Here is a 24,305-nt window from a genome sequence, read left to right on the forward strand (position 1 = left end):
GAGCATGGACAGAATGAGTTTTGCGCTGAGTGACGCTTCGCGCGCGGCGATTGACCGCGAAGTCGCGAAGTACCCCGAAGGCCAGGCGATCTCCGCCGTGATGGCCGGCCTGCGCATTGCGCAGGAACAGAACGGCTGGCTGTCGCCCGAAGCGATCGAGGCCGTGGCCCTGCATCTGAACATCCCGCCGATGGCGGCGATGGAAGTGGCCACCTTCTACAACATGTACGACGTGAAGCCGGTCGGTCGCTGGAAGATCACCGTCTGCACGAACCTGCCCTGTGCGCTGTCCGGCGGCGAGCAGGCGGCCGAGTACGTGAAGGAGAAGCTCGGCATCGGTTTCAACGAAACCACCGCCGACGGCCGCTTCACGCTGAAGGAGGGCGAGTGCATGGGTGTGTGCGGCGACGCGCCGGCCATCATCGTGAACAACACGCGTCTGTGCAGCTGGATGAGCCGCGAGAAGATCGACGCACTGCTGGACGAGCTGAAATGAACGCCCCCGAGAACCCGCAAGCCATCCTGCTCGCCGGCCTGGACGGCGACAACACCTGGGGCATCGAGCACTACATCAAGCGCGGCGGCTATTCGGCGCTGCGCAAGATTCTCGAATCCGGCATGACGGCGGACCAGATCATCGCCGAGGTGAAGAAATCCGACCTGCGCGGCCGTGGCGGCGCAGGTTTCCCGACCGGCCTGAAGTGGAGCTTCATGCCGCGCCAGTTCCCGATGGACAAGTACGTCGTCTGCAACTCGGACGAAGGCGAACCGGGTACCTTCAAGGACCGCGACCTGCTGCGCTACAACCCGCATCTGGTCATCGAGGGCATGGCCATCGCCGGCTTCGTGATGGGCTGCACCCGCGGCTACAACTACATCCACGGCGAGGTGTTCTCGCTGTACCAGCGCTTCGAGGAGGCGCTGGCCGAAGCCCGTGCCGCCGGCTTCATCGGCAAGAACATCCTGGGCAAGGGCTTCGATTTCGATCTGTTCGCGCACCATGGCTGGGGCGCCTACATCTGCGGCGAAGAAACTGCGCTGCTCGAATCGATCGAAGGCAAGAAGGGGCAGCCGCGCTTCAAGCCGCCTTTCCCCGCCAGTCACGGCCTTTACGGCAAGCCGACCACGATCAACAACACGGAAACCTTTGCGGCCATTCCGTGGATCATCAACAACGGCGGCGAGGCGTTCCAGGCGCTGGGCAAGCCGAACAACGGCGGCACCAAGATCTTCTCGGTGTCCGGCCACGTCAATCGCCCGGGCGTCTATGAAATTCCGCTCGGCACGCCGTTCGCGGCGCTGCTCGAAATGTGCGGCGGCATGCGCGGCGGCCGCAAGCTGAAGGCGGTCATTCCCGGCGGCTCGTCGGCACCGGTGCTGCCGGCCGACATCATGATGGACTGCACGATGGACTATGACTCCATCTCCAAGGCCGGCTCCATGCTGGGCTCGGGCGCGGTCATCGTGATGGACGAAACCACCTGCATGGTGAAGTCGCTGGAGCGTCTGTCCTACTTCTATCACGAGGAATCCTGCGGCCAGTGCACGCCTTGCCGCGAAGGCACCGGCTGGCTGTACCGCATGGTGCATCGCATCGAGCACGGCCAGGGCCGCCCGGACGACCTCGACACGCTGGACAACGTCGCCAGCAACATCGCCGGCCGCACCATCTGCGCGCTGGGCGACGCCGCCGCTTTCCCGGTGAAGAGCTTCATCAAGCACTTCCGGTCCGAATTTGAGTATCACGTCGAGCACAAGCACTGCCTCGTCCCGGTGGACGTGCAGCGCGAAGGCAGCCGCATTTACGTGGAACACGCAGCATGCTAGAGATCGAGATCGACGGCCAGAAGCTGGAAGTGCCGGACGGCAGCACCGTGATGGATGCGGCCAACCGTCTGGGCCTGCACATTCCGCACTTCTGCTATCACAAGAAACTGTCCATCGCCGCCAACTGCCGCATGTGTCTGGTGCAGGTCGAGCGCGCGCCGAAGCCGCTGCCCGCGTGTGCCACGCCGGTCACCAACGGCATGAAGGTTCAGACGCATTCCGACCAGGCCATCACCGCGCAGAAGGGCGTGATGGAGTTCCTGCTGATCAATCACCCGCTGGACTGCCCGATCTGCGATCAGGGCGGCGAGTGCCAGCTGCAGGATCTCGCCGTCGGTTACGGCGCGTCGGCCTCCCGCTATCAGGAAGAGAAGCGGGTGGTGATGAACAAGAATCTCGGTCCGCTGATTTCGACCGACATGACCCGCTGCATCCACTGCACCCGCTGCGTGCGCTTCGGCCAGGAAATCGCCGGCGTCATGGAACTGGGCATGGCCAACCGCGGCGAGCATTCGGAAATCATGACCTTTGTCGGTCACACCGTCGATTCCGAGCTGTCGGGCAACATGATCGACCTGTGCCCGGTCGGTGCGCTCACCTCCAAGCCGTTCCGCTATTCGGCCCGTACCTGGGAACTGTCGCGCCGCAAGACGGTAAGTCCGCACGACAGCCTGGGTACCAACCTCGTCGTCCAGGTCAAGCACGACGAAGTGAAGCGCGTACTGCCGCTGGAGAACGAAGAGGTCAACGAGTGCTGGATTTCCGACCGTGACCGCTTCTCCTACGAAGCGCTGAACAGCGACGATCGCCTGACCACGCCGATGATCAAGCAGGACGGCAAGTGGATCGAGGTCGATTGGCAGACCGCGCTCGAATACGCTGCCAACAGCCTGAAGCGCGTCGCCGACGAACACGGCGCCGCGAAGATCGGCATGCTGGCCGCCCCGTACTCGACGACCGAAGAGCTGTATCTGGGCGCGCAGCTGATGCGCGGCCTCGGTGGCGGCAGCATCGATCACCGCCTGCGCCAGTCCGATTTCGGCCTCGACGGCAAGCTCGCCGGCATCCCCTGGCTGGGCATGAAGGTGGCCGACGTATCGAAGCTCGATGCGGCGCTGGTCGTCGGCAGCTTCCTGCGCAAGGATCACCCGCTGATGGCGCAGCGCCTGCGTCAGGCGGCCCGTCGCGGCACCCGCGTCAGTGCGCTCGGCGTCAGCAACGAAGACTGGCTGATGACCACCTTCGCCCGCGTCACCGTCGCGCCGTCGGCACTGGCCGGCGAACTGGCCGCGCTGGTGAAGGCCGCTGCCGAAATCCGCGGCGTCGCGGTGCCGGTGGGTGCCGAGTCGGCCGAGGTTTCGGATGCGGCCCGCCGCATCGCGCAGAGCCTGTGTGACGACGGTGCGCGCGCCGTCTTCCTCGGTTCCGTCGTCCAGCAGCATCCGGACGCTGCCGGCCTGCATGCGCTGGCACAGGAACTGTCGCGGCTGACCGGCGCCACGCTGGGTTATCTGGGCGAAGCCGCGAACAGCGTCGGCGCTGCCGCCGTCGGTGCGCAATCCGGTCTGAACGCGCAGCAGATGCTGCTCGGTGGCCTGCGCGCCTACGTGCTGCTGCACACCGAACCGGAACTCGACGCGGCCAACGCGCCGATGGCGGTCGAAGCGCTGAAGGGCGCCGACACGGTCATCGTCATGTCGCCGTTCAAGACCGGTCTGGACTACGCCGACTGCCTGCTGCCGGTGTCGCCCTTCACCGAAACCTCCGGCACCTTCGTCAGTGTCGAAGGCCGCATCCAGAGCTTCCACGCGGTCGTGCGTCCGAAGGGTGAAACCCGTCCGGCGTGGAAGGTGCTGCGCGTGCTCGGCAGCCTGCTCGAGCTGGGCGGCTTCAAGTTCGATTCGTCGGAAGCGGTGCGCGACGAAGCGCTGGCCGGTGCGAATGGCTGGCTGCCCGAGTACAAGCTGGACAACACCGCGAGCGACGTGTCGTTCGCGCGTCCGTCCGCGATGAGCGGCCTGCAGCGCATCGCCGACTTCCCGATCTATCGCAACGACGCTGTGGTACGCCGGGCGCCGGCACTGGCTGCCGCGCGCGATTCCGCCGCGCCGACCGCCCGCATGAATGCAGCGACCGCCGCGGCGTCCGGCCTGACCGAGGCGAAGCGTGTTCGCGTGCGCGGTTCGGCCTGGTCGAGCGAACTTGATCTTGCGCTGGACGACACGGTGCCTGCGGGCTGCGTGCGCGTGTCGGCCGGCTGGCCGCAGACTGCGCCGCTGGGCACGCTGTCCGGCATCCTGAACGTGGAGGCCCTGTAATGGACGCGCTGCTGCAACCCGTGCAGGACCTGCTCGGCGCCGCCTGGGTGCCGGTCTGGACCCTGGTCAAGATCTTCGCGATCATCCTGCCGCTGATGGGCTGTGTCGCCTACCTGACGCTGGCCGAGCGCAAGATCATCGGCTGGATGCAGGTGCGCAACGGTCCGAACCGCGTCACCTTCTTCGGCATCAAGGCACTGGGCGGTCTGGCGCAGCCGATCGCCGACGGCCTCAAGCTGCTGTTCAAGGAAATCGTGCTGCCGTCGGCGTCGAGCAAGACGCTGTTCGTGCTCGCACCGGTGCTGGCGCTGGCGCCGTCGCTGGCCGCCTGGGCGGTCATCCCGTTCAACGACGGTCTGGTGCTGGCCGACATCAACGCCGGCCTGCTCTACATCATGGCCATCACGTCGATGGGTGTGTACGGCGTCATCATCGCCGGCTGGGCGTCGAACTCGAAGTACGCCTTCCTCGGCAGCCTGCGTTCGGCGGCGCAGATCGTCGCCTACGAAATCGCCATGGGCTTCGCGCTGGTGACCGTGCTGATGGTGTCGCAGAGCCTGAACCTGTCGGACATCGTGCGCGGGCAGGGCGAGGGCATGTTCGCCAACATGGGCCTGGGCGTGCTGTCGTGGAACTGGCTGCCGCTGTTCCCGATGTTCATCGTCTACTTCATCGCCGGCGTGGCCGAAACCAACCGCTCGCCGTTCGACGTGGTGGAAGGCGAATCGGAAATCGTCGCCGGTCACATGATCGAGTATTCGGGCATGGCGTTCGCGCTGTTCTTCCTGGCCGAATACGCGAACATGATCCTGATCGCGACGCTGACCTCGATCATGTTCCTCGGCGGCTGGCTGTCGCCGGTCGGTTTCCTGCCGGACGGTTTCCACTGGCTGGCAGCGAAGAGCGCTTTCTGCCTGTTCTTCTTCCTGTGGCTGCGCGCGACTTTCCCGCGCTACCGCTATGACCAGATCATGCGTCTGGGCTGGAAGGTTTTCATCCCGGTCACCATCGTGTGGCTCGTGTTCATCGGCGGCTGGATGATGTCTCCGCTGTCGATCTGGAAGTAAGGGACGCGTTATGGGTTCGATGAGAGATTTGTTCGGCGGGCTGATGCTGACCGAACTGGTGAAGGGCATGGCGCTGACCGGCCGTCACCTGTTCGCGCGCAAGATCACCCTCCAGTTTCCAGAAGAGAAGACGCCGCAGTCGCCGCGTTTCCGCGGCCTGCACGCGCTGCGCCGCTATCCGAACGGCGAGGAACGCTGCATCGCCTGCAAGCTGTGCGAGGCGGTGTGCCCGGCGATGGCCATCACCATCGAGTCGGATCAGCGTGACGACGGTACCCGCCGTACCACGCGTTACGACATCGATCTGACCAAGTGCATCTTCTGCGGTTTCTGCGAGGAAGCCTGTCCGGTCGATGCCATCGTCGAGACGCGTGTGCTCGAGTACCACGGTGAAAAGCGCGGTGACCTGTACTACACCAAGCAGATGCTGCTGGCCGTCGGCGACCGCTATGAAACGCAGATCGCCAAGGACAGGGAAGCGGACTCGAAGTACCGCTGATGGCCGGGCCCGCGCGAGCGGGCAGGGCTCAAGGGAACGGACAAGAACGAACCGATGATGGATTTCCAGACCGCAGTTTTCTTCTTTCTCAGCGCCATCCTGGTGGCCGCGTCGCTGCGCGTCATCACTGCGCGCAATCCGGTGCACGCGGCGCTCTACTTGGTGCTGTCCTTCTTCACCGCCGGTGGCATCTGGATGCTGCTGCAGGCCGAGTTCCTCGCGATCGCGCTGGTGCTGGTCTATGTCGGCGCGGTGATGGTGCTCTTCCTCTTCGTCGTGATGATGCTGGACATCAACATCGAGCGGATGCGCGAGGGCTTCTGGGCCAATCTGGTGCCGGGCCTCATCGTCGCCGGCCTGATGCTGGCCGAGATGTTCGCCGTGCTGGGCGCCAAGTACTTCTCGGCTGACCGCATGCCGGCGCCCGAGGCCGCCGCCGCTGGCTACAGCAACACCAAGGAACTGGGGCGCCTGATCTACACCGAGTACGTGTATCCGTTCGAACTGGCCTCGGTCATCCTGCTGGTCGCCATCATCGCGGCCATCGCGCTGACCATGCGCAAGCGCAAGGACACCAAGTTCCAGGAACCGGCCAAGCAGATCGCGGTGCGCCGTGAAGACCGCGTGCGCCTGGTGTCGATGCCGGCCGAGAAAGACTGAGAAAAGAAGCGCACGACATGACCTCCTTGCCCCTTTCCTATTTCCTGATGCTGGGCGCCGTGCTGTTCGCGATCAGCGTGGTCGGCATCTTCCTGAACCGGAAGAACCTCATCGTGCTGCTGATGGCGATCGAACTGATGCTGCTGGCGGTGAACATGAATTTCGTCGCCTTCTCGCACTACCTCGGCGACCCGTCCGGCCAGATCTTCGTTTTCTTCATCCTTACCGTAGCCGCCGCGGAATCCGCGATCGGGCTGGCCATCCTCGTGGTGCTGTTCCGCAACCTGAACACCATCCACGTCGATGATCTGGACAGCCTGAAAGGTTGAGCGACATGACATCGATGCAAAAGCTCTATCTGCTCGTCCCGCTCGCGCCGCTGTTCGGCGCCATCATCGCCGGCCTGTTCTGCCGCGTCATTCCGCGCTGGGTCGCGCACAGCGTGACCATCCTCGGCGTCGCCGTGGCACTGGTCGCGTCCTGGGTCATCTTCCAGGACGTGCAGGCCGGCAACAGCTTCAATGGTGCGCTCTACACCTGGGCAACCAGTGGCGATCTGACGATGGAAATCGGTTTCCAGATCGACAAGCTGACCGTGATGATGATGCTGGTGGTCACCTCGGTGTCGCTGATGGTGCACCTCTACACCATCGGTTACATGGCCGAGGATCCGGGCTACAACCGCTTCTTCTCCTACATTTCGCTGTTCACCTTCTCGATGCTGATGCTCGTCATGAGCAACAACTTCGTGCAGCTGTTCTTCGGCTGGGAAGCGGTGGGTCTGGTGTCCTATCTGCTGATCGGCTTCTGGTTCAAGCGCCCGACCGCGGTGTACGCCAACCTGAAGGCCTTCCTGGTCAACCGCGTCGGTGACTTCGGCTTCCTGCTCGGTATCGGCCTGATCGCCGCCTACGCCGGCACGCTCAATTACGCCGAGGTGTTCGCCAAGCGCGAAGAGCTGGTCACCATGACCGTCGCCGGCACCGACTGGCCGCTGCTGACCGCGGTGTGTATCGGCCTGTTCATCGGCGCAATGGGCAAGTCGGCCCAGGTGCCGCTGCACGTTTGGCTGCCCGACTCGATGGAAGGCCCGACCCCGATTTCGGCGCTGATCCACGCGGCGACGATGGTGACGGCTGGCATCTTCATGGTCACCCGCATGTCGCCGCTGTTCGAACTGTCGGAAACCGCGCTGTCCTTCGTGCTGGTGATCGGCGCGACGACCGCGCTGTTCATGGGCTTCCTCGGCATCATCCAGAACGACATCAAGCGCGTGGTTGCCTACTCGACGCTGTCGCAGCTCGGCTACATGACGGTGGCGCTGGGCGTGTCGGCCTACTCGGCCGCGGTGTTCCACCTGATGACCCACGCCTTCTTCAAGGCGCTGCTCTTCCTGGGTGCCGGCTCGGTCATCATGGGCATGCACCACGACCAGGACATGCGCAACATGGGCGGCCTGTGGAAGTACATGCCCATCACCTGGTTCACCTCGCTGCTCGGTTCGCTGGCGCTGATCGGTGTGCCTTTCCTGTCCGGCTTCTACTCGAAGGACTCGATCATCGAGGCGGTGCATTTCTCGACGATCCCGGGTGCCGGCTACGCCTACTTCTGCGTGGTTGCCGGTGTGTTCATCACCGCCTTCTACTCCTTCCGCATGTATTTCCGCGTGTTCCACGGTCCGGAGAACTTCGGCAAGGCGCACGACAATCACCATGCGCACGGCGACGATCATCACGATGATGACCATCACGACGAGCACCATGGCCTCGCCCCGGGCGAGAAGCCGCACGAGTCGCCGTGGGTGGTGTGGGTGCCGCTGGCACTGCTGGCCATCCCGTCGGTGTTCATCGGCTACTTCACCGTGCAGCCCATGCTGTTCGGCGACTGGTTCGACGGCGTCGTGACCGTGCTGCCGGAGCACGACGTGCTGGCCAAGGTTGGCGAGCACTTCCACTCGGCGGCCGGCATGGCGATGCACGGTTTCACCGCGCTGCCGTTCTGGCTCGCGCTGGGTGGCGTCGTGCTGGCCTGGGTGATGTACATCGCGATGCCCTCGCTGCCGGGCCGTATCGCGCCGATCTTCCGCCCGATCAATGTAGTGCTCGAGAACAAGTACTACTTCGACCGCTTCAACGAGATCGTCTTCGCCGGTGGCGCCCGTCTGCTGGGTCGCGGCCTGTGGGCCGCGGGCGACCGCACGATCATCGACGGTGTGCTGATCAACGGTTCCGCCTCGGCTGTCGGCGCGTTTGCGCGCCTCGCCCGCGGCATACAGACCGGGTACATCTACCGCTACGCGTTTGCAATGGTGATCGGTGTCTGTCTCCTGCTGCTGTGGAGACTGGGCTTCAAGTGATGTGGTGCGGGCGGTGAGGGTGCCGCCCGTGGCGTGAATTCAGAGGGAGTGCCAGACGCGGTTGCCCTGACCGGTGAACGTGTCGGCTGAACAAACAAAGAAATGACCGATATTCCCCTTCTCAGTCTTGCCGTATGGCTGCCGATTGCCGGTGGTCTGCTCGTGCTCGCCAGTGGCGACGGCCGCAATGTGGCCTTCTCGAAACTGATCGCGCTGGTCACGGCCATCTTCGGCTTCCTGGTCACGATTCCGCTCTACACCGGCTTCGATACCGCCAGTGCCGGCATGCAGTTCGTCGAGCTGATGCCCTGGGTGCGCGACTACAACATCAACTACCACCTCGGCGTCGATGGCATCTCGATGCCCTTCGTCATCCTGAACAGCTTCATCACCGTACTGGTGGTGATGGCCGGCTGGACGGTGATCGAATACAAGCCCTCGCAGTACTTCGCCGCCTTCCTGATCATGTCGGGCCTGCTGAACGGCATCTTCTCGGCGCTCGACGGCATCCTGTTCTACGTGTTCTTCGAAGCGTCGCTGATCCCGCTGTATCTGGTCATCGGTGTGTGGGGCGGCAAGAACCGCGTCTATGCGGCCTTCAAGTTCTTCCTCTACACGCTGCTCGGTTCGCTGCTGATGCTGGTCGCGCTGCTCTACCTGTTCCACAAGAGCGGCAGCTTCGCCATCCTCGACTGGCACCGTGAGCCGCTGGCGATGACCGCGCAGTCGCTGATCTTCTGGGCCTTCTTCGCCAGCTTCGCGGTGAAGGTGCCGATGTGGCCGGTGCACACCTGGCTGCCGGACGCCCACGTCGAGGCGCCGACCGGCGGTTCGGCCGTGCTGGCGGCAATCGGCCTGAAGCTCGGCGCCTACGGCTTCCTGCGCTTCTCGCTGCCCATCGTGCCGGATGCTGCCCAGCACTTCGCGCCGGTGGTGATCGGCCTGTCGCTGATCGCGGTCATCTACATCGGCCTGGTCGCGCTGGCGCAGACCGACATGAAGAAGCTGGTCGCCTATTCGTCGATCTCGCACATGGGCTTCGTCACGCTGGGCTTCTTCATCTTCAATCCGCTGGGTATCGAAGGCGCCCTGGTGCAGATGATTTCGCACGGCTTCGTGTCGGCCGCGATGTTCCTCTGCATCGGCGTGCTGTACGACCGCATGCACACCCGCAACATCGCCGACTACGGCGGCGTCGTGAATACGATGCCGAAGTTCGCCGCGCTGTTCCTGCTGTTCGCGATGGCCAACGCCGGCCTGCCGGCGACCTCCGGTTTCATCGGCGAATTCATGGTCGTGCTCGGCGCCATCCAGTTCAATTTCTGGACCGGTTTCGCCGCCGCCACCACGCTGATCCTCGGCGCGGCCTACACCTTGTGGATGTACAAGCGCGTGGTGTTCGGCGACGTCGCCAACAGCCATGTCGCCGAACTGCGCGACATCAATGCGCGCGAAATGCTCATCCTCGGCGTGCTGGCCGTCTGCACGCTGGCCATGGGCATCTGGCCGCAGCCGGTGACCGAAATCATGCATGCGACCGTGAACCAGCTGCTCGACCATGTCGCAGCCGGCAAGCTCTGACGGACCAAAAGAATGAACTTCCCTCTGCCTGACTTCTTCCCCGCATCGGCCGAAATCTTCGTGCTGGTGATGGCCTGCGTCGTGCTGCTCGCAGACCTCTTCAAGTCCGAACGCCAGGGCTGGTTGCCTTATGTGCTGACGCTGGCGACGCTGGCCGGCGCCTTCGCCATCCAGGTCGGCACTGCCGGGCCGGACACCACGCTCACCTTCAGCGGCATGTTCGTCGATGACCGTCTCGCCGACGTGCTGAAGAGCTGCCTCTACATCACCGTGTTCGCTGTCGTCGTCTACAGCCGCGATTACCTGATGGCACGCGGCCTGGAGCGTGGCGAGTACTACCTGCTGGTGCTGTTTGCGACGCTGGGCATGCAGGTGATGATTTCGGCCAACCACTTCCTGACGCTCTACCTGGGCCTGGAACTGCTGTCGCTGGCGATCTACGCGCTGGTCGCGCTGGACCGCGAATCGGCGCGGTCGACCGAAGCGGCGATGAAGTACTTCGTGCTCGGTGCGCTGGCTTCCGGCCTGCTGCTGTACGGCATGTCGATGATCTATGGTGCGACCGGCACGCTGGAAATTTCCGCCATCGCCCGCAAGCTGTCCGACCCCGCCACCAATATGGAGGTGCTGCGCTTCGGCCTGGTCTTCCTGGTCGCCGGCCTGGCCTTCAAGATCGGCGTCGTGCCTTTCCACATGTGGATTCCCGACGTCTATCACGGCGCGCCGACCGCGATCACGCTGCTGATCGGCTCGGCGCCCAAACTGGCCGGTTTCGCGATGGCGATCCGCCTGCTGGTCGACGGCCTGCCGACGCTGGCGGTGGAGTGGCAGCAGATGCTGATGCTGCTCGCCATCCTGTCGATCGCGCTCGGCAACGTGGTCGCCATCGCGCAGACCAATGTCAAGCGCATGCTGGCCTACTCGACCATTTCGCACATGGGCTTCATGCTGCTCGGCCTGGTCAGCGGCGTGATCGAACTGCGTGCCTCGGGTGACATCCATCTGTCCTACGCTTTCGGAAGCGCGATGTTCTACACCATCGCCTACGTGCTGATGAGCTCGGCCGCCTTCGGCACGCTGCTGGTGCTGACGCGCGCTGGCGTCGAAGCGGAGACGCTGGACGACCTGAAGGGCCTGAACCGTCGCAGTCCGTGGTTCGCCGCGGTGCTGATGATGGTCATGTTCTCGATGGCCGGCATTCCGTTCTTCATCGGCTTCTTTGCCAAGCTTGCCGTGTTGCAGGCGGTCGTCGCGGCCGGCTACATCTACACGGCGGTGTTCGCCGTGCTGCTGTCGCTGATCGGCGCCTTCTTCTACCTGCGCGTCGTCAAGCTGATGTACTTCGACGAGCCGCTCGACAACAGCCCGCTGGTCGCCTCGACCGAAATGCGCGCGCTGCTGTCGGTCAATGCGCTGGCGATCGCGCTGATCGGCCTGATGCCGCAGTCGCTGCTCGCATTGTGTGCGTCGGCCCTCGGCCAGGCGCTGAAGTAAGCGACGGATGGCGGAGGACCTGACCGAAAGCACGCTGGACAGCCGTCAGGTCTACGACGGTGTCCTGCTCAAGGTCTATCAGGATCAGGTCCGCCTGCCGGACGGCAAGCAGGCGATCCGCGAGTACATCAAGCATCCGGGCGCCGTCGTCATCATCGCCATCCTGCCGGACGGGCGCATGGTGTTCGAGCGTCAGTTCCGCTACGGCCCGCGGCGCGTCTTCCTCGAATTTCCGGCTGGCAAGATCGATCCGGGCGAGCCGATCGAACAGACGGCCATCCGCGAACTGCGCGAGGAAACCGGCCACGAGGCCGACAGCTGGGAACACCTGGGCACGATGCACCCCTGCATCGGCTATTCTGACGAACGCATCGAAATCTTCCTCGCCCGCGGCCTGCGCCACGTCGGCGCTTCGCTCGACGAAGGTGAGTTCCTCGAAGTCACCGCGCTGTCGTTGGAAGCCGCAATGTCGGCGGTCTGGCGTGGCGAACTGACCGACGCCAAGACGCTGGCCGCCCTGATCTGGGCGCAGCGCGTGTTCGCCCAAGGCTTCTGAGTCCCTGCATCTGAGTCCCTGCATCTGAGTCGCTGATCCGTCGGCCCGCCGGGCGGCAGTCAATCGCGGCAGCACGAATGATCGAGATTGCACCGTTGGAGCGGGCGCCGCAGTCCGCTGGCTTTGGCACAGGCCGTTGTCGGGGTCAGAAGACCCCTCCCACAGAACCGTCGCTCGGACTCCGGCCGCGGCTCGGGCGCCTCTCCCTGTGGGAGCGGCCTTGGCCGCGACTGCGGCGGTCCGACAGGGGCACCATCGACGGCGGCGTCCGACTTACTCGGCGACGCGCTGGATGGGCTGGTCCTGACAGTGGGCGAGCCAGGCGTTCGCCGGTCCGATGCCCGGAATCACTACGTCCGGCGACACCTCCAGCAGCGGCAGCAGCACGAAGGCGCGCAGGTGCGCGCGTGGGTGCGGCACGTTCAGCGTGTCGGTGTTGATCACGCGGTCCTCGTACAGCAGCACATCGAGATCCAGCGTACGCGGCGCGTTCAGGAATTCGCGCACGCGGCCGTGCGTGCGCTCGATGTCGAGCAGGGCGTCGAGCAGGGCCTGCGGTTCCAGCGTCGTGCGTACGCGCGCAACGGCGTTGATGAAATCGGGCTGGTTGTCGTAGCCGATCGGCGCCGTGCGGTAGAGCGACGATTTCCGTTCGAGCACGATGCCCGGCGCAGCGGCCAGTTCGTCGAGCGCTGCGCGTACCTGCTTTTCCGGATCTGCCAGGTTGGCGCCGAGCCCGATGTGGGCGATGTGGGTGGGGGCTTCTTGGCTCATGTCGTGTTCTCGTGATCTGGCCGCACTTTAGCACCGCCGGCCCCGGCGCCTCCGCGCCGCGGCGCCATTGTGGCGGCCGCGACACGGCGCAAACCTAATCTGGATCAAGGTGCACCGTCCGCCCGGCGGGCACAGTGCGCGCCATCCACGAAAGGAGCCGCCATGTCCGCACTCGAACTGAAGCAGGAACACGTACTCGGCCTGGCGCCGATGGACGACATCCACCGCGAATTCATGCAACTGCTGGCCCGTCTTGACGATGCGACGGCCCCCGCTGCGCTGCCGGTACTCGATGAACTGGTGACACACACCGAAGCGCATTTCGCGCAGGAGGACGTGTGGATGGAGGCGTCGGACTTTCCGCCGCTGCACTGCCATCGCGGCGAACACGAGCGCGTTCTCGAGGTGCTGCGCGAGGTCAGACGCCTGGCCGCGGCCGGCGACGCGGGCATCGTGCGCACGCTGGTGCGCGAACTGCCGGTGTGGTTCGAGCACCACGCCTCGACCATGGACACCGTGCTGGCCGAGCACATCGCCCGCACCGGCTACGACGCCCAGACCACGCTGCCGGAACTGGCGGAAGCCTGATCGTTCCGCTCAGACGCGGTCGCGCATCAGGCGCGCCTTCTCGCGCTCCCAGTCGCGCTTCTTCTCGGTCTCGCGCTTGTCGAACTGCTTCTTGCCCTTGGCCAGACCGATCTCCAGCTTGATGCGGCCACGGGTGTAGTGCAGGTTCAGCGGCACCAGCGTGTAGCCGGCGCGCTCGACCAGACCGATCAGCTTGCTGATCTCGTTGGCGTGCAGCAGCAGCTTGCGGCTGCGCGTCGGGTCGGGCTTGATGTGGGTGGAGGCGGTCGGCAGTGGCGACACGTGCATGCCGATCACGTACACCTCTTCGCCCTTGAGCACCACGTAGGCTTCCTTCAGCTGCGTGCGGCCGGCGCGGATCGCCTTTACCTCCCAACCTTCGAGCACGAGGCCCGCTTCGAAGCGTTCCTCGATGAAGTAGTCGTGAAAGGCCTTCTTGTTGTCGGCAATGCTCATGAAGTGAAACCGGTGAGGGGCGTGCTGAAATGAAATCGGGGCTGCGTAGGGGGCGCTGCCGCGGATAGAATCGCGATTTTACCTTCTGATGACATGGCTGAAGTCCGAAAAACCGTGCTCATCGAGCGCAGTGCCGAACAGATGTTCCGCCTCGTCGATGACGTGGAACACTATCCGCAGTTCCTGCCCTGGTGTGGCGGCAGCCAGCTGATCGAGCGCACCGACGTGCTGACGCGCGCGCGCATCGACATCAACTACCACGGCGTCAAGGCTCACTTCGTCACCGCCAACGACAAGGTGTTCCCGCGCAGCATGACCATCCGTCTGGTCGAAGGACCTTTCAACCGGCTGGACGGCACCTGGCTGTTCACGCCGCTGGGCGAGGCCGCCTGCAAGGTCGAGTTCAACCTGCATTACGAGTTTTCGAGCCGGCTGATCGAGAAGGTGGTCGGACCGGTGTTCAGCCATATCGCCAACACCTTTGTCGACGCCTTCGTGAAGCAGGCCGATCGCCAGTACGGACAGGGAACGCAGTGATGAGCGACAAGATTCACGTGCAGGTTGCCTACGCGCTGCCCGAGCGACAGGACATCGTGACGATGGAACTGGCCGCAGGCGCCACCGCACAGCAGGCGGTCGAGGCGTCCGGGCTGCTGCAGAAGTATCCGGACATCGATCTGGCGAAGAACAAGCTCGGTGTATTTTCCAAGCTGGTCAAGGCCGACCAGGTGCTGCGCGATCGCGACCGCGTGGAAATCTACCGCGCGTTGATCGCGGACCCGAAGGAAGTGCGGCGACAGCGCGCCGCCGAGGGCAAGGTGCTCAAGAAGGGCGGCGGTGAGGCCGAACCGGCGGCCTGATCCGCGTCCTTACTTGCACCACTCCGACACCGACTTCTGCGCTTCTTCCATTTCCTTCGCCCGCCCGGCGTCGTCGAGGAATTCGCGTTCGCCCTGGGTGTTGAAGCGCACGATGCGCTGGCCCGACTGCAGCGCCGCGAGCTTGCTGCGCGCCCGGGTGCAGTTCTCGGCCATCCGGTCTTTCTCGGCCTGTTCCTTGGCCTGTTTGGCTTCCGATTCCAGCCGTTCGTCGCGGCGTTTCTGGAACTCCTGCAGCTTCTCCTGCACCGAACCCGAACTGTCGCCGGACGGCGGCGGCGGATTGATGTTCTTCTTCGTCGCGTTGGCGCCCGGCGGCGGGGTGTCGGAAAAAACGGTGCGTCCCTGGGCGTCCTTGTACTGGTAGACCTGGGCGGCGCAGGCGAGCGGAACACTGAGCAGCACGGCTGCGGCGATACGGACGAGCACTTCACAACTCCTCGATTGAGCGCCTTCTGGCGCGGCTTTCAGGGCCGGGTGCAGACGGCTGCGTCGACCGGCGTATAATACGTTTTTGCTAGTTGGGAAAGTAGTCATGCGTGTTATCCAGAAGGCGCTGACCTTCGACGACGTGCTCCTCGTGCCGGCGCACTCCAATGTGCTGCCGCGCGACGTCAGTCTCAGTACCCGTATCTCCCGCAACATCCGCGTCAATCTTCCGCTGCTGTCCGCCGCAATGGACACCGTCAGCGAAGCCCGGCTGGCCATCGCGCTGGCCCAGGAAGGCGGCCTCGCGATCATCCACAAGAACCTCACCGCCAAGCAGCAGGCCGCCGAAGTGGCCAAGGTGAAGCGTTTCGAGGCCGGCGTCCTGAAGGACCCGATCACCATCTCTCCCGATATGACGGTTCGCGAGCTGCACGGGTTGACACGCAGCCATCGCATTTCCGGTTTCCCGGTGCTCGATGGCGAGCGCGTGGTCGGCATCGTGACCAACCGCGACCTGCGTTTTGAAACCAATCTCGACCAGCCGGTCTCGCGCATCATGACGCCGCGCGAGCGCGTCGTGTTCGTGCGCGAAGGCGCGTCGCTCGACGAAGCGCGTTCGCTGATGCACAAGAACCGCCTCGAACGCGTGCTGGTGCTGGGCGAGAACGATACGCTGCGCGGGCTGATCACGGTCAAGGACATGCTGAAGTCGACCGAACACCCGCTCGCCGCCAAGGACGCGCACGGCCGACTGCGTGTCGGCGCTGCGATCGGTGTCGGCGAAGGCACCGAAGACCGCGCCGCAGCGCTGGCCGAAGCAGGCGTTGACGTCATCGTCGTCGACACTGCGCACGGCCATTCTCAGGGCGTGCTCGACCGCGTGAGCTGGGTCAAGCGCACCTTCCCGCACATCGACGTGATCGGCGGCAACATCGCCACCGCCGACGCTGCGCGCGCGCTGGTCGATGCCGGCGCCGACGGCGTCAAGGTGGGCATCGGTCCCGGTTCGATCTGCACCACCCGCATCGTCGCCGGTGTCGGCGTGCCGCAGATCACCGCCATCGACAACGTCGCCACCGCACTCGCCTCGACCGACGTGCCGATGATCGCCGACGGCGGCATCCGCTACTCCGGCGACATCGCCAAGGCAGTCGCCGCCGGCGCCAACGCCGTCATGCTGGGCGGTCTGCTGGCCGGTACCGAAGAGGCCCCGGGCGAGATCGAACTGTTCCAGGGCCGTTCCTACAAGTCCTACCGCGGCATGGGCTCGCTCGGCGCGATGCAGCAGGGCGCCGCCGACCGCTACTTCCAGGACCCGGCGTCCAACGCCGACAAGCTGGTGCCGGAAGGCGTCGAAGGCCGCGTGCCCTACAAGGGCCCGGTGGTGAACGTGATCACCCAACTGATGGGCGGCCTGCGCGCATCGATGGGCTACTGCGGCTGCGCCACGGTGGACGAAATGCGCTCGAAGGCGCAGTTCGTCGAGATCACCTCGGCCGGCATCCGCGAGTCGCATGTGCACGACGTGCAGATCACCAAGGAAGCGCCGAACTATCACGTTGATTGAGGGGCTGGGGAACAGGGGCCAGGGGCTGGAGGGGCCGGGGCTGGATGAGCGAGGTGCGCAGCTATCTCGATTTGCTGGTCTGGCAACGAGCAATGGATCTTGCCCTTGCTGTCTATTCCCTGAGCCGGAGTTTCCCCAAAGGCGAGCGCTTCGCGCTGGTGAGCCAGTTGCGACGTGCCGCCGTTTCGGTCCCCTCGAATATCGCAGAAGGCCATGCAAGAAGCTCCACGCGTGATGTCCTGCGTTTTCTGTCGATCGCTGCCGGCTCTTTTGCCGAGATCGAAACCCAGCTCCTTCTTTCGCGTCGCCTTGATTACGTGGATGCGCAACGAATGAACGTCACGCTGAAGGACGCCGATGAACTCGGCCGGATGATCAGAGGTTTGCAAGCCTCCCTCTCGTCGCGCCTCGCGGACTCCCCCTAGTCCCCAGCCCCTGTCCCCTGATTCCTGAATACCCCATGCACAACAAGATCCTCATCCTCGATTTCGGCTCCCAGGTCACCCAGCTCATCGCGCGCCGCGTGCGCGAGGCGCACGTGTATTGCGAAATCCATCCGTGCGACGTGAGCGACGATTTCGTGCGCGGCTTTGGCGCGCAGGGCGTCATCCTGTCCGGCAGCCACATGTCGGCCTACGAGGAATCGACCGACCGTGCGCCGCAGGCGGTGTTCGATCTGGGCGTGCCGGTGCTGGGCATCTGCTACGGCATGCAGACGATGGCGCAGCAGCTGGGCGGCAAGGTGGAGGCGGGCACGGTGCGTGAGTTCGGGTATGCCGAAGTGCGCGCCCGCGGCCATACGAAGCTGCTCGACGGCATCGAGGATTTCCGCACCGAGCAGGGCCACGGCATGCTCAAGGTGTGGATGAGTCATGGTGACAAGGTGACCGAACTGCCGCCGGGCTTCGTCGTGATGGCGTCGACCGACAGCTGTCCGATCGCCGGCATGGCGGACGAGGCGCGCCGTTTCTACGGCGTGCAGTTCCACCCGGAAGTCACCCATACCGCGCGCGGCGCCGACCTGCTGCGCCGCTTCGTGCTCGACGTGTGCGGCTGCCAGGGCGACTGGATCATGGGCGACTACATCGCCGAAGCGGTCGAGCGCATCCGCGAACAGGTCGGTGACGAAGAGGTCATTCTCGGCCTGTCCGGTGGCGTCGATTCGTCGGTGGCGGCGGCGCTGATCCACCGCGCCATCGGTGACCAGCTCACCTGCGTGTTCGTCGATCACGGCCTGCTGCGCCTGAACGAGGGCCAGATGGTGATGGACATGTTCGCCGGCCGCCTGCACGCGCGGGTGATCCATGTCGACGCGGCCGACCAGTTCCTCGGCCACCTGAAGGGCGTGTCCGACCCGGAAGCCAAGCGCAAGATCATCGGCCGCGAGTTCGTCGAGGTGTTCAAGGCGGAAGCGGCCAAGCTGAAGGCGGGCGACGGTGGCCACAAGGGCGCCACCTTCCTCGCCCAGGGCACCATCTACCCGGACGTGATCGAATCCGGCGGCGCCAAGAGCAAGAAGGCCACCACGATCAAGAGCCACCACAATGTGGGCGGCCTGCCGGAACAGCTGGGCCTCAAGCTGCTGGAACCGCTGCGCGAACTGTTCAAGGACGAGGTGCGCGAACTGGGTGTGGCGCTCGGCCTGCCGCGCGACATGGTGTACCGCCACCCCTTCCCGGGGCCGGGTCTGGGGGTGCGCATCCTCGGCGAGATCCACGCCGAGTACGCCGACCTGCTGCGCCGCGCCGACGCCATCTTCATCGAGGAACTGCGCGCCACCATCGACCCGCAGACCGGCAAGAGCTGGTACGACCTCACCAGCCAGGCCTTTGCCGTCTTCCTGCCGGTGAAGTCGGTCGGCGTGATGGGCGACGGTCGAACCTACGAATGGGTCGTCGCGCTGCGCGCGGTGCAGACCCAGGACTTCATGACCGCCCACTGGGCCGAACTGCCGCACAGCCTGCTCGGCCGCGTCAGCAACCGCATCATCAACGAGGTGCGGGGCATCAACCGGGTGGTGTACGACATCTCGGGCAAGCCGCCGGCGACGATCGAATGGGAGTGATGCACCGCCCTGCGGGCGCGTGAAGCGACAGATAACCCCGGACCTGCTCCGGGGTTTTTCTTTTCCGGTCGCCGTTCTCTGTCGCCGATTGCCGCCCGCGCCCTCCCTCTCTACAATGCGAACAATTATCAATTGCATTTATGCCTGTCTGCAGCCGCGGACCGGGCGCGAGGGGAGTGCGCAGTGCGGACTGTCGAATGTGAGCTGCAGCGAGAGGCGGAGGATCTCTACCGGGGTCATCACGGCTGGCTGCAGGGCTGGCTGCGCCGCAAGCTGGGCGACGCAATGGAGGCGGCGGATATTGCGCAGGACGTGTTCATCCGCGTGCTGACGCGGCAGCAGCCGGTGCGTGCCCATGAGCCGCGCGCCTATCTGTCGACCATCGCGCGCGGCCTGGTGATTGACCATTGGCGCCGGCGCGCGCTCGAACGCGCCTGGCTCGATACGCTGGCGGTGCTGCCGGAAGCCGAAGCGCCGTCGCCCGAAAATCGCGCGCTGGTGCTGGAGGCGCTGATCGAGATCGACCGCATGCTCGACAGCCTGAAACCTCAGGTGCGCACGGCCTTCCTGTGGGCGCAGCTCGAAGGCCTGAGCTGCCCGCAGATCGCCAGCCGGCTCGGTGTGTCGCTGGCCACCGCCGAGCGCTACGTCGCCCGCGCGCTGCGTCACTGCTACGCGCTGCGTTTCGAATCATGAGCGACGGACTGTCTGCCGCGGCCAGCGAGCGTCTGCCGGACGACATCGTCGACGCCGCGATCGCGTGGTCGGTGCGGCTGGACTACAACGCCGCGACGCCGGCGGCAAAGCAGGCCTTCGCGTGCTGGCTCGACGCCGACCCGCGCCACGCGCAGGCGTGGGGCAGGGTGGTGACGCTGCGCAGCGGCTTCTCCAGCCTGCCGGCGCGACTGGCGCAGGACGTGCTGCAGGCGGCCGAGGTTGGGCGCCGTCATGCTGCCGCCGGCCGGCGGCGCACCTTGCGCGTGCTGTCGCTTTCCGGCGTGGCGCTGGCGAGCGGATGGGTGGTGCGCGAGACCACGCCGTGGCAGCGTCTGCTGGCCGACGCGAGCACCACGGTTGGCGAACAGCGCACGCTGCGTCTGGCCGACGGCAGCGTCGTCATGCTGAACACGGACAGCGCGATCAGCGCCGATTTCTCCACTGAACGCCGTGTGCTGGTGCTGCACCGTGGCGAAATCATGATCACCACCGGCGACGATGCAGGCGCTTCCGCGAAGCGCCCGTTCTGGGTCAGTACGCCCTTTGGCTCGTTGCGCGCGCTGGGCACCCGTTTCGTCGTGCGGCTGGAGCGCTCCGGGGCGCGGGTGAGCGTGCAGGAGGGCGCGGTCGAGGTGCATCCGGCCGACGGCGGCGCGCCCGTCGTGATCCACAGCGGCGAGCGCAGCGCGCTCGGCCCGGCAGGCACCTCGCCGCCGGTCATGGCGGATGCGGATGACGATGCGTGGACGGACGGCGTCATCACCGGCCGCGACATGCGGCTGGCCGACCTGCTGGCCGAACTGTCGCGCTATCGCAGCGGCCGCATCGTCTGCGATCCGCAGATCGTGGACTGGCGCGTGTCCGGCGTATTCCATGTGCGCGACACCGACCGTGCGCTGCGCTTCCTGGCGCAAGTGCAGCCGGTGGTCGTGCGCTACCGCACCCGCTACTGGGTCATCGTCGAGCCGGACCGGGCAGGCTGAACACGGCCGCGCAGGAAATTTTCGACTGAAGTGAGGGGATGCGCGGTCTCGTCCGGCCTTTGCAGTGAAGGCGCCCGTTTGGGTGGCGCTTCTTTCAACCGGACTCGAACACCGTCATGAATGCTCCTCTTTCCGCTTCCGCTTCCGCGTCGCCGGCGTGCGCGCCTCCCCCGTTGAAGACACTCGCCGCCGCGTTGCGCATCGCCCTGCTGGGCCTGACCCTGACGGCGGCCGCGCTGCCGCAGTGCGCGCGCGCACAGGAGGCTGCCGCGCCGACGGCAGCCGGCGTACTGCATTTCAGTCTGCCCGCCGGTCCGCTCGCCACGACGCTCGACCGCTACGCGCGCATTGCCGGCGTCAATGTGTCCTACGAGGCGGCGCAGCTGGCCGGCGTACGTTCGCGCGGGCTGGAGGGTGACTACACCATCGAGGGCGCACTGCAGGCGCTGCTGGTCGATACCGGTTTCGAGGCTGTCGCGCGCGGGGGCGGCTACGCCGTGCGCAGGGGCACCGCACGTCCGTCGTCGGCCGGCGGCGAAGTGCCGGTGCTGGACGCGGTGCGCGTGCGCGCCGAGGCCGAATCCCTCCATCCGCTGCCGGCCCTGCAGGCCGGCGGCCAGATGGCGCGCGGCGGACGCCTCGGCATGCTGGGCAACGCCGACGTGATGGACGCGCCATTCAGCGTCAGCAGCTACAGCGTCGGCATGATCGAGGACAGGCAGGCGGTCAGCGTGGCCGACGTCGTCGGCAACGACCCGTCGATTCGCATTTCCGGCCATCCGGGTGACATCCTCGACACCTTCTTCATCCGCGGCTTTCCGATCGGCGACCAGAATTCGGGCGAGATCGCCTTCGACGGCGTGCATGGCGTGGCGCCGAACTACCGCGTGCGGGTCGACTACGCCGAGCGTATCGAGGTGATCAAGGGGCCGACCGCGCTGCTCTACGGCATGTCGCCGGCCAGCAGCGTGGGCGGCACCATCAATATCGTGCCCAAGCGCGCCGGCGCCGACGATCTGACCCGCTTTACCGCGAGCGCGTCGCCGAATGCGCAGTACGGCGGCCACCTCGACCTGAGCCGGCGCTTCGGGCCGGATCGTCGCCTCGGCATCCGTTTCAACGGCAGCGTGCATGACGGTGACACCGGCATCGACAAGCAGTCTCGCGCAGCGACCGTCGGCGCGCTGGCGCTCGACTACAGCGGCGACAGACTGCGCGCCACGCTGGACATCGTCGATCAGCGGGAAGACATCGACGCGCCGTCGCGCCGTCCTTTCCTCGGCGCCGGCGTAGCGGTGCCGTCAGCGCCCGACGGACGGCGCAACGTGTCGCAGCGCTGGGAGCGTTTCGAAACCGAGGACCAGTCGGTGCTGGCCCGTGTCGAGTACGCGGCGAGCGAGCAGCTCACGCTGTTTGCCGGCGTCGGTGGCGGACGCACGCGGGTCGATCGCCTGTTCGGCAATCCGACCGTACTGAATGCGGCCGGCGATACGAGCACGGTGCCGCAGCGCTTCCGTTTCGACGTCGATCGCAGCACCGCCGAAGCCGGCCTGCGCGCGCGCTTCGGAACCGGGCCGGTGCGTCATGTGGTGAGCGCGCAGGTCAGTACCTATCGTGACCGCCTCGGCCGCATTTCGGCCAACGGCACCGCGGTGCTGTCCAATCTGTACGCGCCCTTCGACAGCCCGGCGCAGGACGTGCAGCTGGCGGGCGACGTGCCGCGCGTGTCGGACACCGAACTGAGCGGTTTCGCGCTGTCCGACACGCTGTCTATGTACGACGAGCGCCTGCAGCTCACGCTGGGCGTGCGCCGCCAGCGGGTGGAAACCGACAACTTCAACCCGTTGAACGGCGCGCTGACGACGGCCTACGACGAAAGTGCGCTGACGCCGCTGGTCGGCATCGTCGTCAAGCCCTGGCAGAGTGTGGCGCTGTACGCCAACCACATCCAGGGTCTGAGCCGCGGCGACATCGCGCCGCCGTCCGCCAGCAACGCGGGCGAGGTGTTCGCACCGTACAAGGCGCGGCAGAACGAAGTGGGCGTGAAGGCCGAGATCGGCGGCGTCATCGCCACGTTGAGCGCCTTCCAGATCACCAAGCCGAGCGGCCAGCTGACCGGCACCGTGTTCGCGGTCGATGGCGAACAGCGCAACCGCGGCGTCGAACTGGCGCTGTCCGGCGAAGCCGCGCCCGGCCTGCGTGTGCTCGGCGGCGTGACGCTGCTCGACGCCGATCTGACGCAGACCAATTCTGCTGCGACGCTGGGCCGGACCGCGGTCGGCGTGCCGTCCTTCATGGCCAACCTCGGCGTCGAGTGGGATACCACCTTCCTGCCCGGCGTGACGCTGACCGGCAACGTGGTCCACACCGGCAGCCAGTACGTCGATCGCGCCAACACGCTGCGCGTGCCGGACTGGACCACCGTCGATGTCGGCGCGCGCTACCGCACCACGGTGGCCGGCCGCGCAACCGTCTTCCGCGCCCAGTTGCGCAATGCCTTCGATCGCAACTACTGGGCCGGCGTGTCGCAGTACGGCAGCCTGGTGCAGGGTGCGCCGCGCATGCTGCTGCTGTCGGCCACCGTCGATTTCTGAGCGGGGGGAGCGCGATGAACGCATTCCGCATGATGGCGGCGCTGCTGCTGCTGACGATGGCAACGCCCGGCTGGGCACACGGCATCTGGTTCGCCCAGCGTGCCAGCCGGCTGGCGCTGGTCTACGGCGAAGGCGCCGAGGACATCGAGGTGTTCAGCCGCCGTGACCGCATCACGGCGCTGCAGGCCTTCGACGCGGCCGGTCGTCCGGCGGTGGTGCGTACCGTGCCGGCCGAGCCCATGGTGTTCGTCAGCGCCGACGCCGCGGCCGCCGTGCTGGCGACGACGATGGACAACGGCCACTGGTCGCGCCTGCCTTCGGGCAAGTGGATGGCGGGGACGAAGGACACGGTGCCCGGCGCCACCACCACCGGCCGTTACCTGAAGTACGGCACGCATCTTCTGGCGGCGCCGGCCGGTGAAATGCAGCCGGTGGCCGGCATGGCGTTCCAGATCGTGGCCGTCGGGAAGCGCTTTCCGCAGCGCAGCGGAGACGCGCTGACGGTGCGCGTGCTGCACGAAGGGCGGCCGCTGCCCGGTGTCGAGGTGTGGCCGGACCTGGTCAATGACCCGGACGGCCCCCCGGTGCGGACTGATGCCGACGGGCTGGCGACCGTCACGGTGCGCAATCAGGGCCTCAACGTGATCCGCGCCGAGTACACCGAACACGCCGTACGCGGCGATGCCGATGGCAAGGTCGATCTGGTCGAACATTTCGCCACCCTCAGTTTCACGCTGAAGCCGCCCGCCGACTGACCGCGACGGTCTGTCCGCCAGCGGCCGCGGTGGCGGGCAGACTGTAAAAATTTCTGCGTTTCCGATCTGTTTGCGCACACAGATGTTGTCGGCCGCACCTAACCGGTGCAGTCTCCGCATGTTACAAAGCGCACGCGGAAA

At 65.7% G+C, this 24,305-nt stretch carries 24 protein-coding genes; 21 read left to right on the forward strand and 3 right to left on the reverse strand.

All coding sequences use genetic code 11. From position 1 onward, the window contains the following. The first annotated feature begins 13 nt into the window (after nt 1–13). The 11 genes from nuoE to WDZ97_RS01835 all read left to right on the forward strand — a co-directional run bounded on the left by nuoE (nt 14) and on the right by WDZ97_RS01835 (nt 12,358). The gene (gene nuoE / locus WDZ97_RS01785; protein ID WP_020165280.1) at nt 14–496 is read left to right on the forward strand and encodes an NADH-quinone oxidoreductase subunit NuoE; all 483 of its coding nucleotides are present in this window, start codon (nt 14–16) and stop codon (nt 494–496) included. Further along, nucleotides 493–1,827 carry an NADH-quinone oxidoreductase subunit NuoF gene (nuoF, locus tag WDZ97_RS01790; protein ID WP_020165279.1) on the forward strand — a complete coding sequence of 445 codons (1,335 nt, stop codon included), beginning with the start codon at nt 493–495 and terminating at the stop codon, nt 1,825–1,827. Before nuoE ends, nuoF begins: the two co-directional genes overlap by 4 nt. Beyond that, nucleotides 1,821–4,145: an NADH-quinone oxidoreductase subunit NuoG gene (gene nuoG / locus WDZ97_RS01795; RefSeq protein ID WP_425761615.1), complete on the forward strand. Its 2,325-nt coding sequence runs from the start codon at nt 1,821–1,823 to the stop codon at nt 4,143–4,145. The genes nuoF and nuoG overlap by 7 nt, the downstream gene beginning before the upstream one ends. After that, nucleotides 4,145–5,212, forward strand: a complete 1,068-nt coding sequence (gene nuoH / locus WDZ97_RS01800; protein WP_019917529.1) for an NADH-quinone oxidoreductase subunit NuoH — start codon at nt 4,145–4,147, stop codon at nt 5,210–5,212. Before nuoG ends, nuoH begins: the two co-directional genes overlap by 1 nt. A 19-nt stretch (nt 5,213–5,231) precedes the next feature. After that, nucleotides 5,232–5,711 (forward strand): NADH-quinone oxidoreductase subunit NuoI, encoded by a 480-nt coding sequence (gene nuoI, locus WDZ97_RS01805; RefSeq protein ID WP_198291215.1) that lies wholly within the window; start codon nt 5,232–5,234, stop codon nt 5,709–5,711. Nucleotides 5,712–5,768: 57 nt separating this feature from the next. Continuing rightward, nucleotides 5,769–6,371 (forward strand): NADH-quinone oxidoreductase subunit J, encoded by a 603-nt coding sequence (locus WDZ97_RS01810; RefSeq protein WP_020165275.1) that lies wholly within the window; start codon nt 5,769–5,771, stop codon nt 6,369–6,371. A gap of 17 nt (nt 6,372–6,388) precedes the next feature. Continuing rightward, nucleotides 6,389–6,700 carry an NADH-quinone oxidoreductase subunit NuoK gene (gene nuoK / locus WDZ97_RS01815; RefSeq protein ID WP_020165274.1) on the forward strand — a complete coding sequence of 104 codons (312 nt, stop codon included), beginning with the start codon at nt 6,389–6,391 and terminating at the stop codon, nt 6,698–6,700. Nucleotides 6,701–6,705: 5 nt separating this feature from the next. Next, the gene (gene nuoL, locus WDZ97_RS01820; RefSeq protein ID WP_425761616.1) at nt 6,706–8,727 is read left to right on the forward strand and encodes an NADH-quinone oxidoreductase subunit L; all 2,022 of its coding nucleotides are present in this window, start codon (nt 6,706–6,708) and stop codon (nt 8,725–8,727) included. Nucleotides 8,728–8,829: 102 nt separating this feature from the next. Beyond that, nucleotides 8,830–10,308, forward strand: coding sequence for an NADH-quinone oxidoreductase subunit M (locus WDZ97_RS01825; protein ID WP_425761617.1), 1,479 nt, complete (start codon nt 8,830–8,832; stop codon nt 10,306–10,308). A gap of 12 nt (nt 10,309–10,320) precedes the next feature. Then, on the forward strand, nt 10,321–11,802 hold the full coding sequence (gene nuoN / locus WDZ97_RS01830; protein WP_304002553.1) for an NADH-quinone oxidoreductase subunit NuoN: 1,482 nt from the start codon (nt 10,321–10,323) through the stop codon (nt 11,800–11,802). Nucleotides 11,803–11,809: 7 nt separating this feature from the next. Beyond that, nucleotides 11,810–12,358 carry an NUDIX domain-containing protein gene (locus tag WDZ97_RS01835; protein ID WP_304002557.1) on the forward strand — a complete coding sequence of 183 codons (549 nt, stop codon included), beginning with the start codon at nt 11,810–11,812 and terminating at the stop codon, nt 12,356–12,358. A 273-nt stretch (nt 12,359–12,631) separates the two neighbouring features. On the opposite strand, the gene folK is transcribed toward WDZ97_RS01835, so the two are convergent. Beyond that, complete coding sequence (folK, locus tag WDZ97_RS01840; RefSeq protein ID WP_425761618.1) at nt 12,632–13,132, reverse strand: 2-amino-4-hydroxy-6-hydroxymethyldihydropteridine diphosphokinase; 501 nt, start codon at nt 13,130–13,132, stop codon at nt 12,632–12,634. A 162-nt stretch (nt 13,133–13,294) separates the two neighbouring features. Between folK and WDZ97_RS01845 the strand changes: the two genes are divergently transcribed. Further along, nucleotides 13,295–13,720 carry a hemerythrin domain-containing protein gene (locus WDZ97_RS01845; RefSeq protein ID WP_425761619.1) on the forward strand — a complete coding sequence of 142 codons (426 nt, stop codon included), beginning with the start codon at nt 13,295–13,297 and terminating at the stop codon, nt 13,718–13,720. 9 nt (nt 13,721–13,729) lie between these two features. Here the strand turns inward: WDZ97_RS01845 and smpB are convergent, their stop codons facing one another. After that, nucleotides 13,730–14,176 (reverse strand): SsrA-binding protein SmpB, encoded by a 447-nt coding sequence (gene smpB / locus WDZ97_RS01850; RefSeq protein ID WP_020165267.1) that lies wholly within the window; start codon nt 14,174–14,176, stop codon nt 13,730–13,732. Between the two features lie 93 nt (nt 14,177–14,269). Here smpB and WDZ97_RS01855 point away from each other — a divergent pair, with 93 nt between their 5' ends. Continuing rightward, nucleotides 14,270–14,713, forward strand: coding sequence for a type II toxin-antitoxin system RatA family toxin (locus tag WDZ97_RS01855; RefSeq protein ID WP_304029450.1), 444 nt, complete (start codon nt 14,270–14,272; stop codon nt 14,711–14,713). Further along, on the forward strand, nt 14,713–15,036 hold the full coding sequence (locus WDZ97_RS01860; RefSeq protein ID WP_304002566.1) for an RnfH family protein: 324 nt from the start codon (nt 14,713–14,715) through the stop codon (nt 15,034–15,036). Before WDZ97_RS01855 ends, WDZ97_RS01860 begins: the two co-directional genes overlap by 1 nt. Nucleotides 15,037–15,045: 9 nt before the next feature. Here the strand turns inward: WDZ97_RS01860 and WDZ97_RS01865 are convergent, their stop codons facing one another. After that, nucleotides 15,046–15,483, reverse strand: a complete 438-nt coding sequence (locus WDZ97_RS01865) for a DUF4124 domain-containing protein (RefSeq protein WP_304002568.1) — start codon at nt 15,481–15,483, stop codon at nt 15,046–15,048. A 106-nt stretch (nt 15,484–15,589) separates the two neighbouring features. Between WDZ97_RS01865 and guaB the strand changes: the two genes are divergently transcribed. The 7 genes from guaB (at nt 15,590) to WDZ97_RS01900 (ending at nt 24,164) form a co-directional block, all read left to right on the forward strand. Next, nucleotides 15,590–17,050, forward strand: a complete 1,461-nt coding sequence (guaB, locus tag WDZ97_RS01870) for an IMP dehydrogenase (protein WP_304002569.1) — start codon at nt 15,590–15,592, stop codon at nt 17,048–17,050. Between the two features lie 44 nt (nt 17,051–17,094). Next, a complete protein-coding gene (locus WDZ97_RS01875; protein ID WP_425761620.1) occupies nt 17,095–17,475 on the forward strand; it encodes a four helix bundle protein in 381 nt (126 codons plus the stop codon). A gap of 35 nt (nt 17,476–17,510) precedes the next feature. After that, nucleotides 17,511–19,115, forward strand: coding sequence for a glutamine-hydrolyzing GMP synthase (gene guaA, locus WDZ97_RS01880; RefSeq protein WP_425761621.1), 1,605 nt, complete (start codon nt 17,511–17,513; stop codon nt 19,113–19,115). A 183-nt stretch (nt 19,116–19,298) separates the two neighbouring features. Next, a complete protein-coding gene (locus WDZ97_RS01885) occupies nt 19,299–19,811 on the forward strand; it encodes a sigma-70 family RNA polymerase sigma factor (protein ID WP_304002576.1) in 513 nt (170 codons plus the stop codon). Further along, nucleotides 19,808–20,815, forward strand: coding sequence for a FecR domain-containing protein (locus tag WDZ97_RS01890; protein WP_425761622.1), 1,008 nt, complete (start codon nt 19,808–19,810; stop codon nt 20,813–20,815). Before WDZ97_RS01885 ends, WDZ97_RS01890 begins: the two co-directional genes overlap by 4 nt. Before the next feature lie 173 nt (nt 20,816–20,988). Further along, on the forward strand, nt 20,989–23,409 hold the full coding sequence (locus WDZ97_RS01895; RefSeq protein WP_425761623.1) for a TonB-dependent siderophore receptor: 2,421 nt from the start codon (nt 20,989–20,991) through the stop codon (nt 23,407–23,409). Between the two features lie 14 nt (nt 23,410–23,423). Then, a complete protein-coding gene (locus WDZ97_RS01900; protein ID WP_425761624.1) occupies nt 23,424–24,164 on the forward strand; it encodes a DUF4198 domain-containing protein in 741 nt (246 codons plus the stop codon). The last annotated feature ends 141 nt before the right edge of the window (nt 24,165–24,305 follow it).

It is taken from the genome of Methyloversatilis sp. MC4-4 (assembly GCF_049843555.1).
Classification (GTDB): Bacteria; Pseudomonadota; Gammaproteobacteria; order Burkholderiales; family Rhodocyclaceae; genus Methyloversatilis; species Methyloversatilis discipulorum_B.

What these genes read in the sequence shown, in the direction of transcription:
- nuoG (WP_425761615.1), top strand. Translation starts at nt 1,821, where the DNA reads ATGCTAGAGATCGAGATCGACGGCCAGAAGCTGGAAGTGCCGGACGGC.
- nuoH (WP_019917529.1), top strand. Translation starts at nt 4,145, where the DNA reads ATGGACGCGCTGCTGCAACCCGTGCAGGACCTGCTCGGCGCCGCCTGG.
- WDZ97_RS01890 (WP_425761622.1), top strand. Translation starts at nt 19,808, where the DNA reads ATGAGCGACGGACTGTCTGCCGCGGCCAGCGAGCGTCTGCCGGACGAC.
- WDZ97_RS01900 (WP_425761624.1), top strand. Translation starts at nt 23,424, where the DNA reads ATGAACGCATTCCGCATGATGGCGGCGCTGCTGCTGCTGACGATGGCA.
- folK (WP_425761618.1), bottom strand. Translation starts at nt 13,132, where the DNA reads ATGAGCCAAGAAGCCCCCACCCACATCGCCCACATCGGGCTCGGCGCC.
- WDZ97_RS01825 (WP_425761617.1), top strand. Translation starts at nt 8,830, where the DNA reads ATGACCGATATTCCCCTTCTCAGTCTTGCCGTATGGCTGCCGATTGCC.
- nuoI (WP_198291215.1), top strand. Translation starts at nt 5,232, where the DNA reads ATGAGAGATTTGTTCGGCGGGCTGATGCTGACCGAACTGGTGAAGGGC.
- smpB (WP_020165267.1), bottom strand. Translation starts at nt 14,176, where the DNA reads ATGAGCATTGCCGACAACAAGAAGGCCTTTCACGACTACTTCATCGAG.
- WDZ97_RS01810 (WP_020165275.1), top strand. Translation starts at nt 5,769, where the DNA reads ATGGATTTCCAGACCGCAGTTTTCTTCTTTCTCAGCGCCATCCTGGTG.
- WDZ97_RS01845 (WP_425761619.1), top strand. Translation starts at nt 13,295, where the DNA reads ATGTCCGCACTCGAACTGAAGCAGGAACACGTACTCGGCCTGGCGCCG.
- guaA (WP_425761621.1), top strand. Translation starts at nt 17,511, where the DNA reads ATGCACAACAAGATCCTCATCCTCGATTTCGGCTCCCAGGTCACCCAG.
- nuoE (WP_020165280.1), top strand. Translation starts at nt 14, where the DNA reads ATGAGTTTTGCGCTGAGTGACGCTTCGCGCGCGGCGATTGACCGCGAA.
- guaB (WP_304002569.1), top strand. Translation starts at nt 15,590, where the DNA reads ATGCGTGTTATCCAGAAGGCGCTGACCTTCGACGACGTGCTCCTCGTG.
- nuoL (WP_425761616.1), top strand. Translation starts at nt 6,706, where the DNA reads ATGACATCGATGCAAAAGCTCTATCTGCTCGTCCCGCTCGCGCCGCTG.
- WDZ97_RS01875 (WP_425761620.1), top strand. Translation starts at nt 17,095, where the DNA reads ATGAGCGAGGTGCGCAGCTATCTCGATTTGCTGGTCTGGCAACGAGCA.
- nuoF (WP_020165279.1), top strand. Translation starts at nt 493, where the DNA reads ATGAACGCCCCCGAGAACCCGCAAGCCATCCTGCTCGCCGGCCTGGAC.
- nuoN (WP_304002553.1), top strand. Translation starts at nt 10,321, where the DNA reads ATGAACTTCCCTCTGCCTGACTTCTTCCCCGCATCGGCCGAAATCTTC.
- nuoK (WP_020165274.1), top strand. Translation starts at nt 6,389, where the DNA reads ATGACCTCCTTGCCCCTTTCCTATTTCCTGATGCTGGGCGCCGTGCTG.
- WDZ97_RS01835 (WP_304002557.1), top strand. Translation starts at nt 11,810, where the DNA reads ATGGCGGAGGACCTGACCGAAAGCACGCTGGACAGCCGTCAGGTCTAC.
- WDZ97_RS01855 (WP_304029450.1), top strand. Translation starts at nt 14,270, where the DNA reads ATGGCTGAAGTCCGAAAAACCGTGCTCATCGAGCGCAGTGCCGAACAG.
- WDZ97_RS01860 (WP_304002566.1), top strand. Translation starts at nt 14,713, where the DNA reads ATGAGCGACAAGATTCACGTGCAGGTTGCCTACGCGCTGCCCGAGCGA.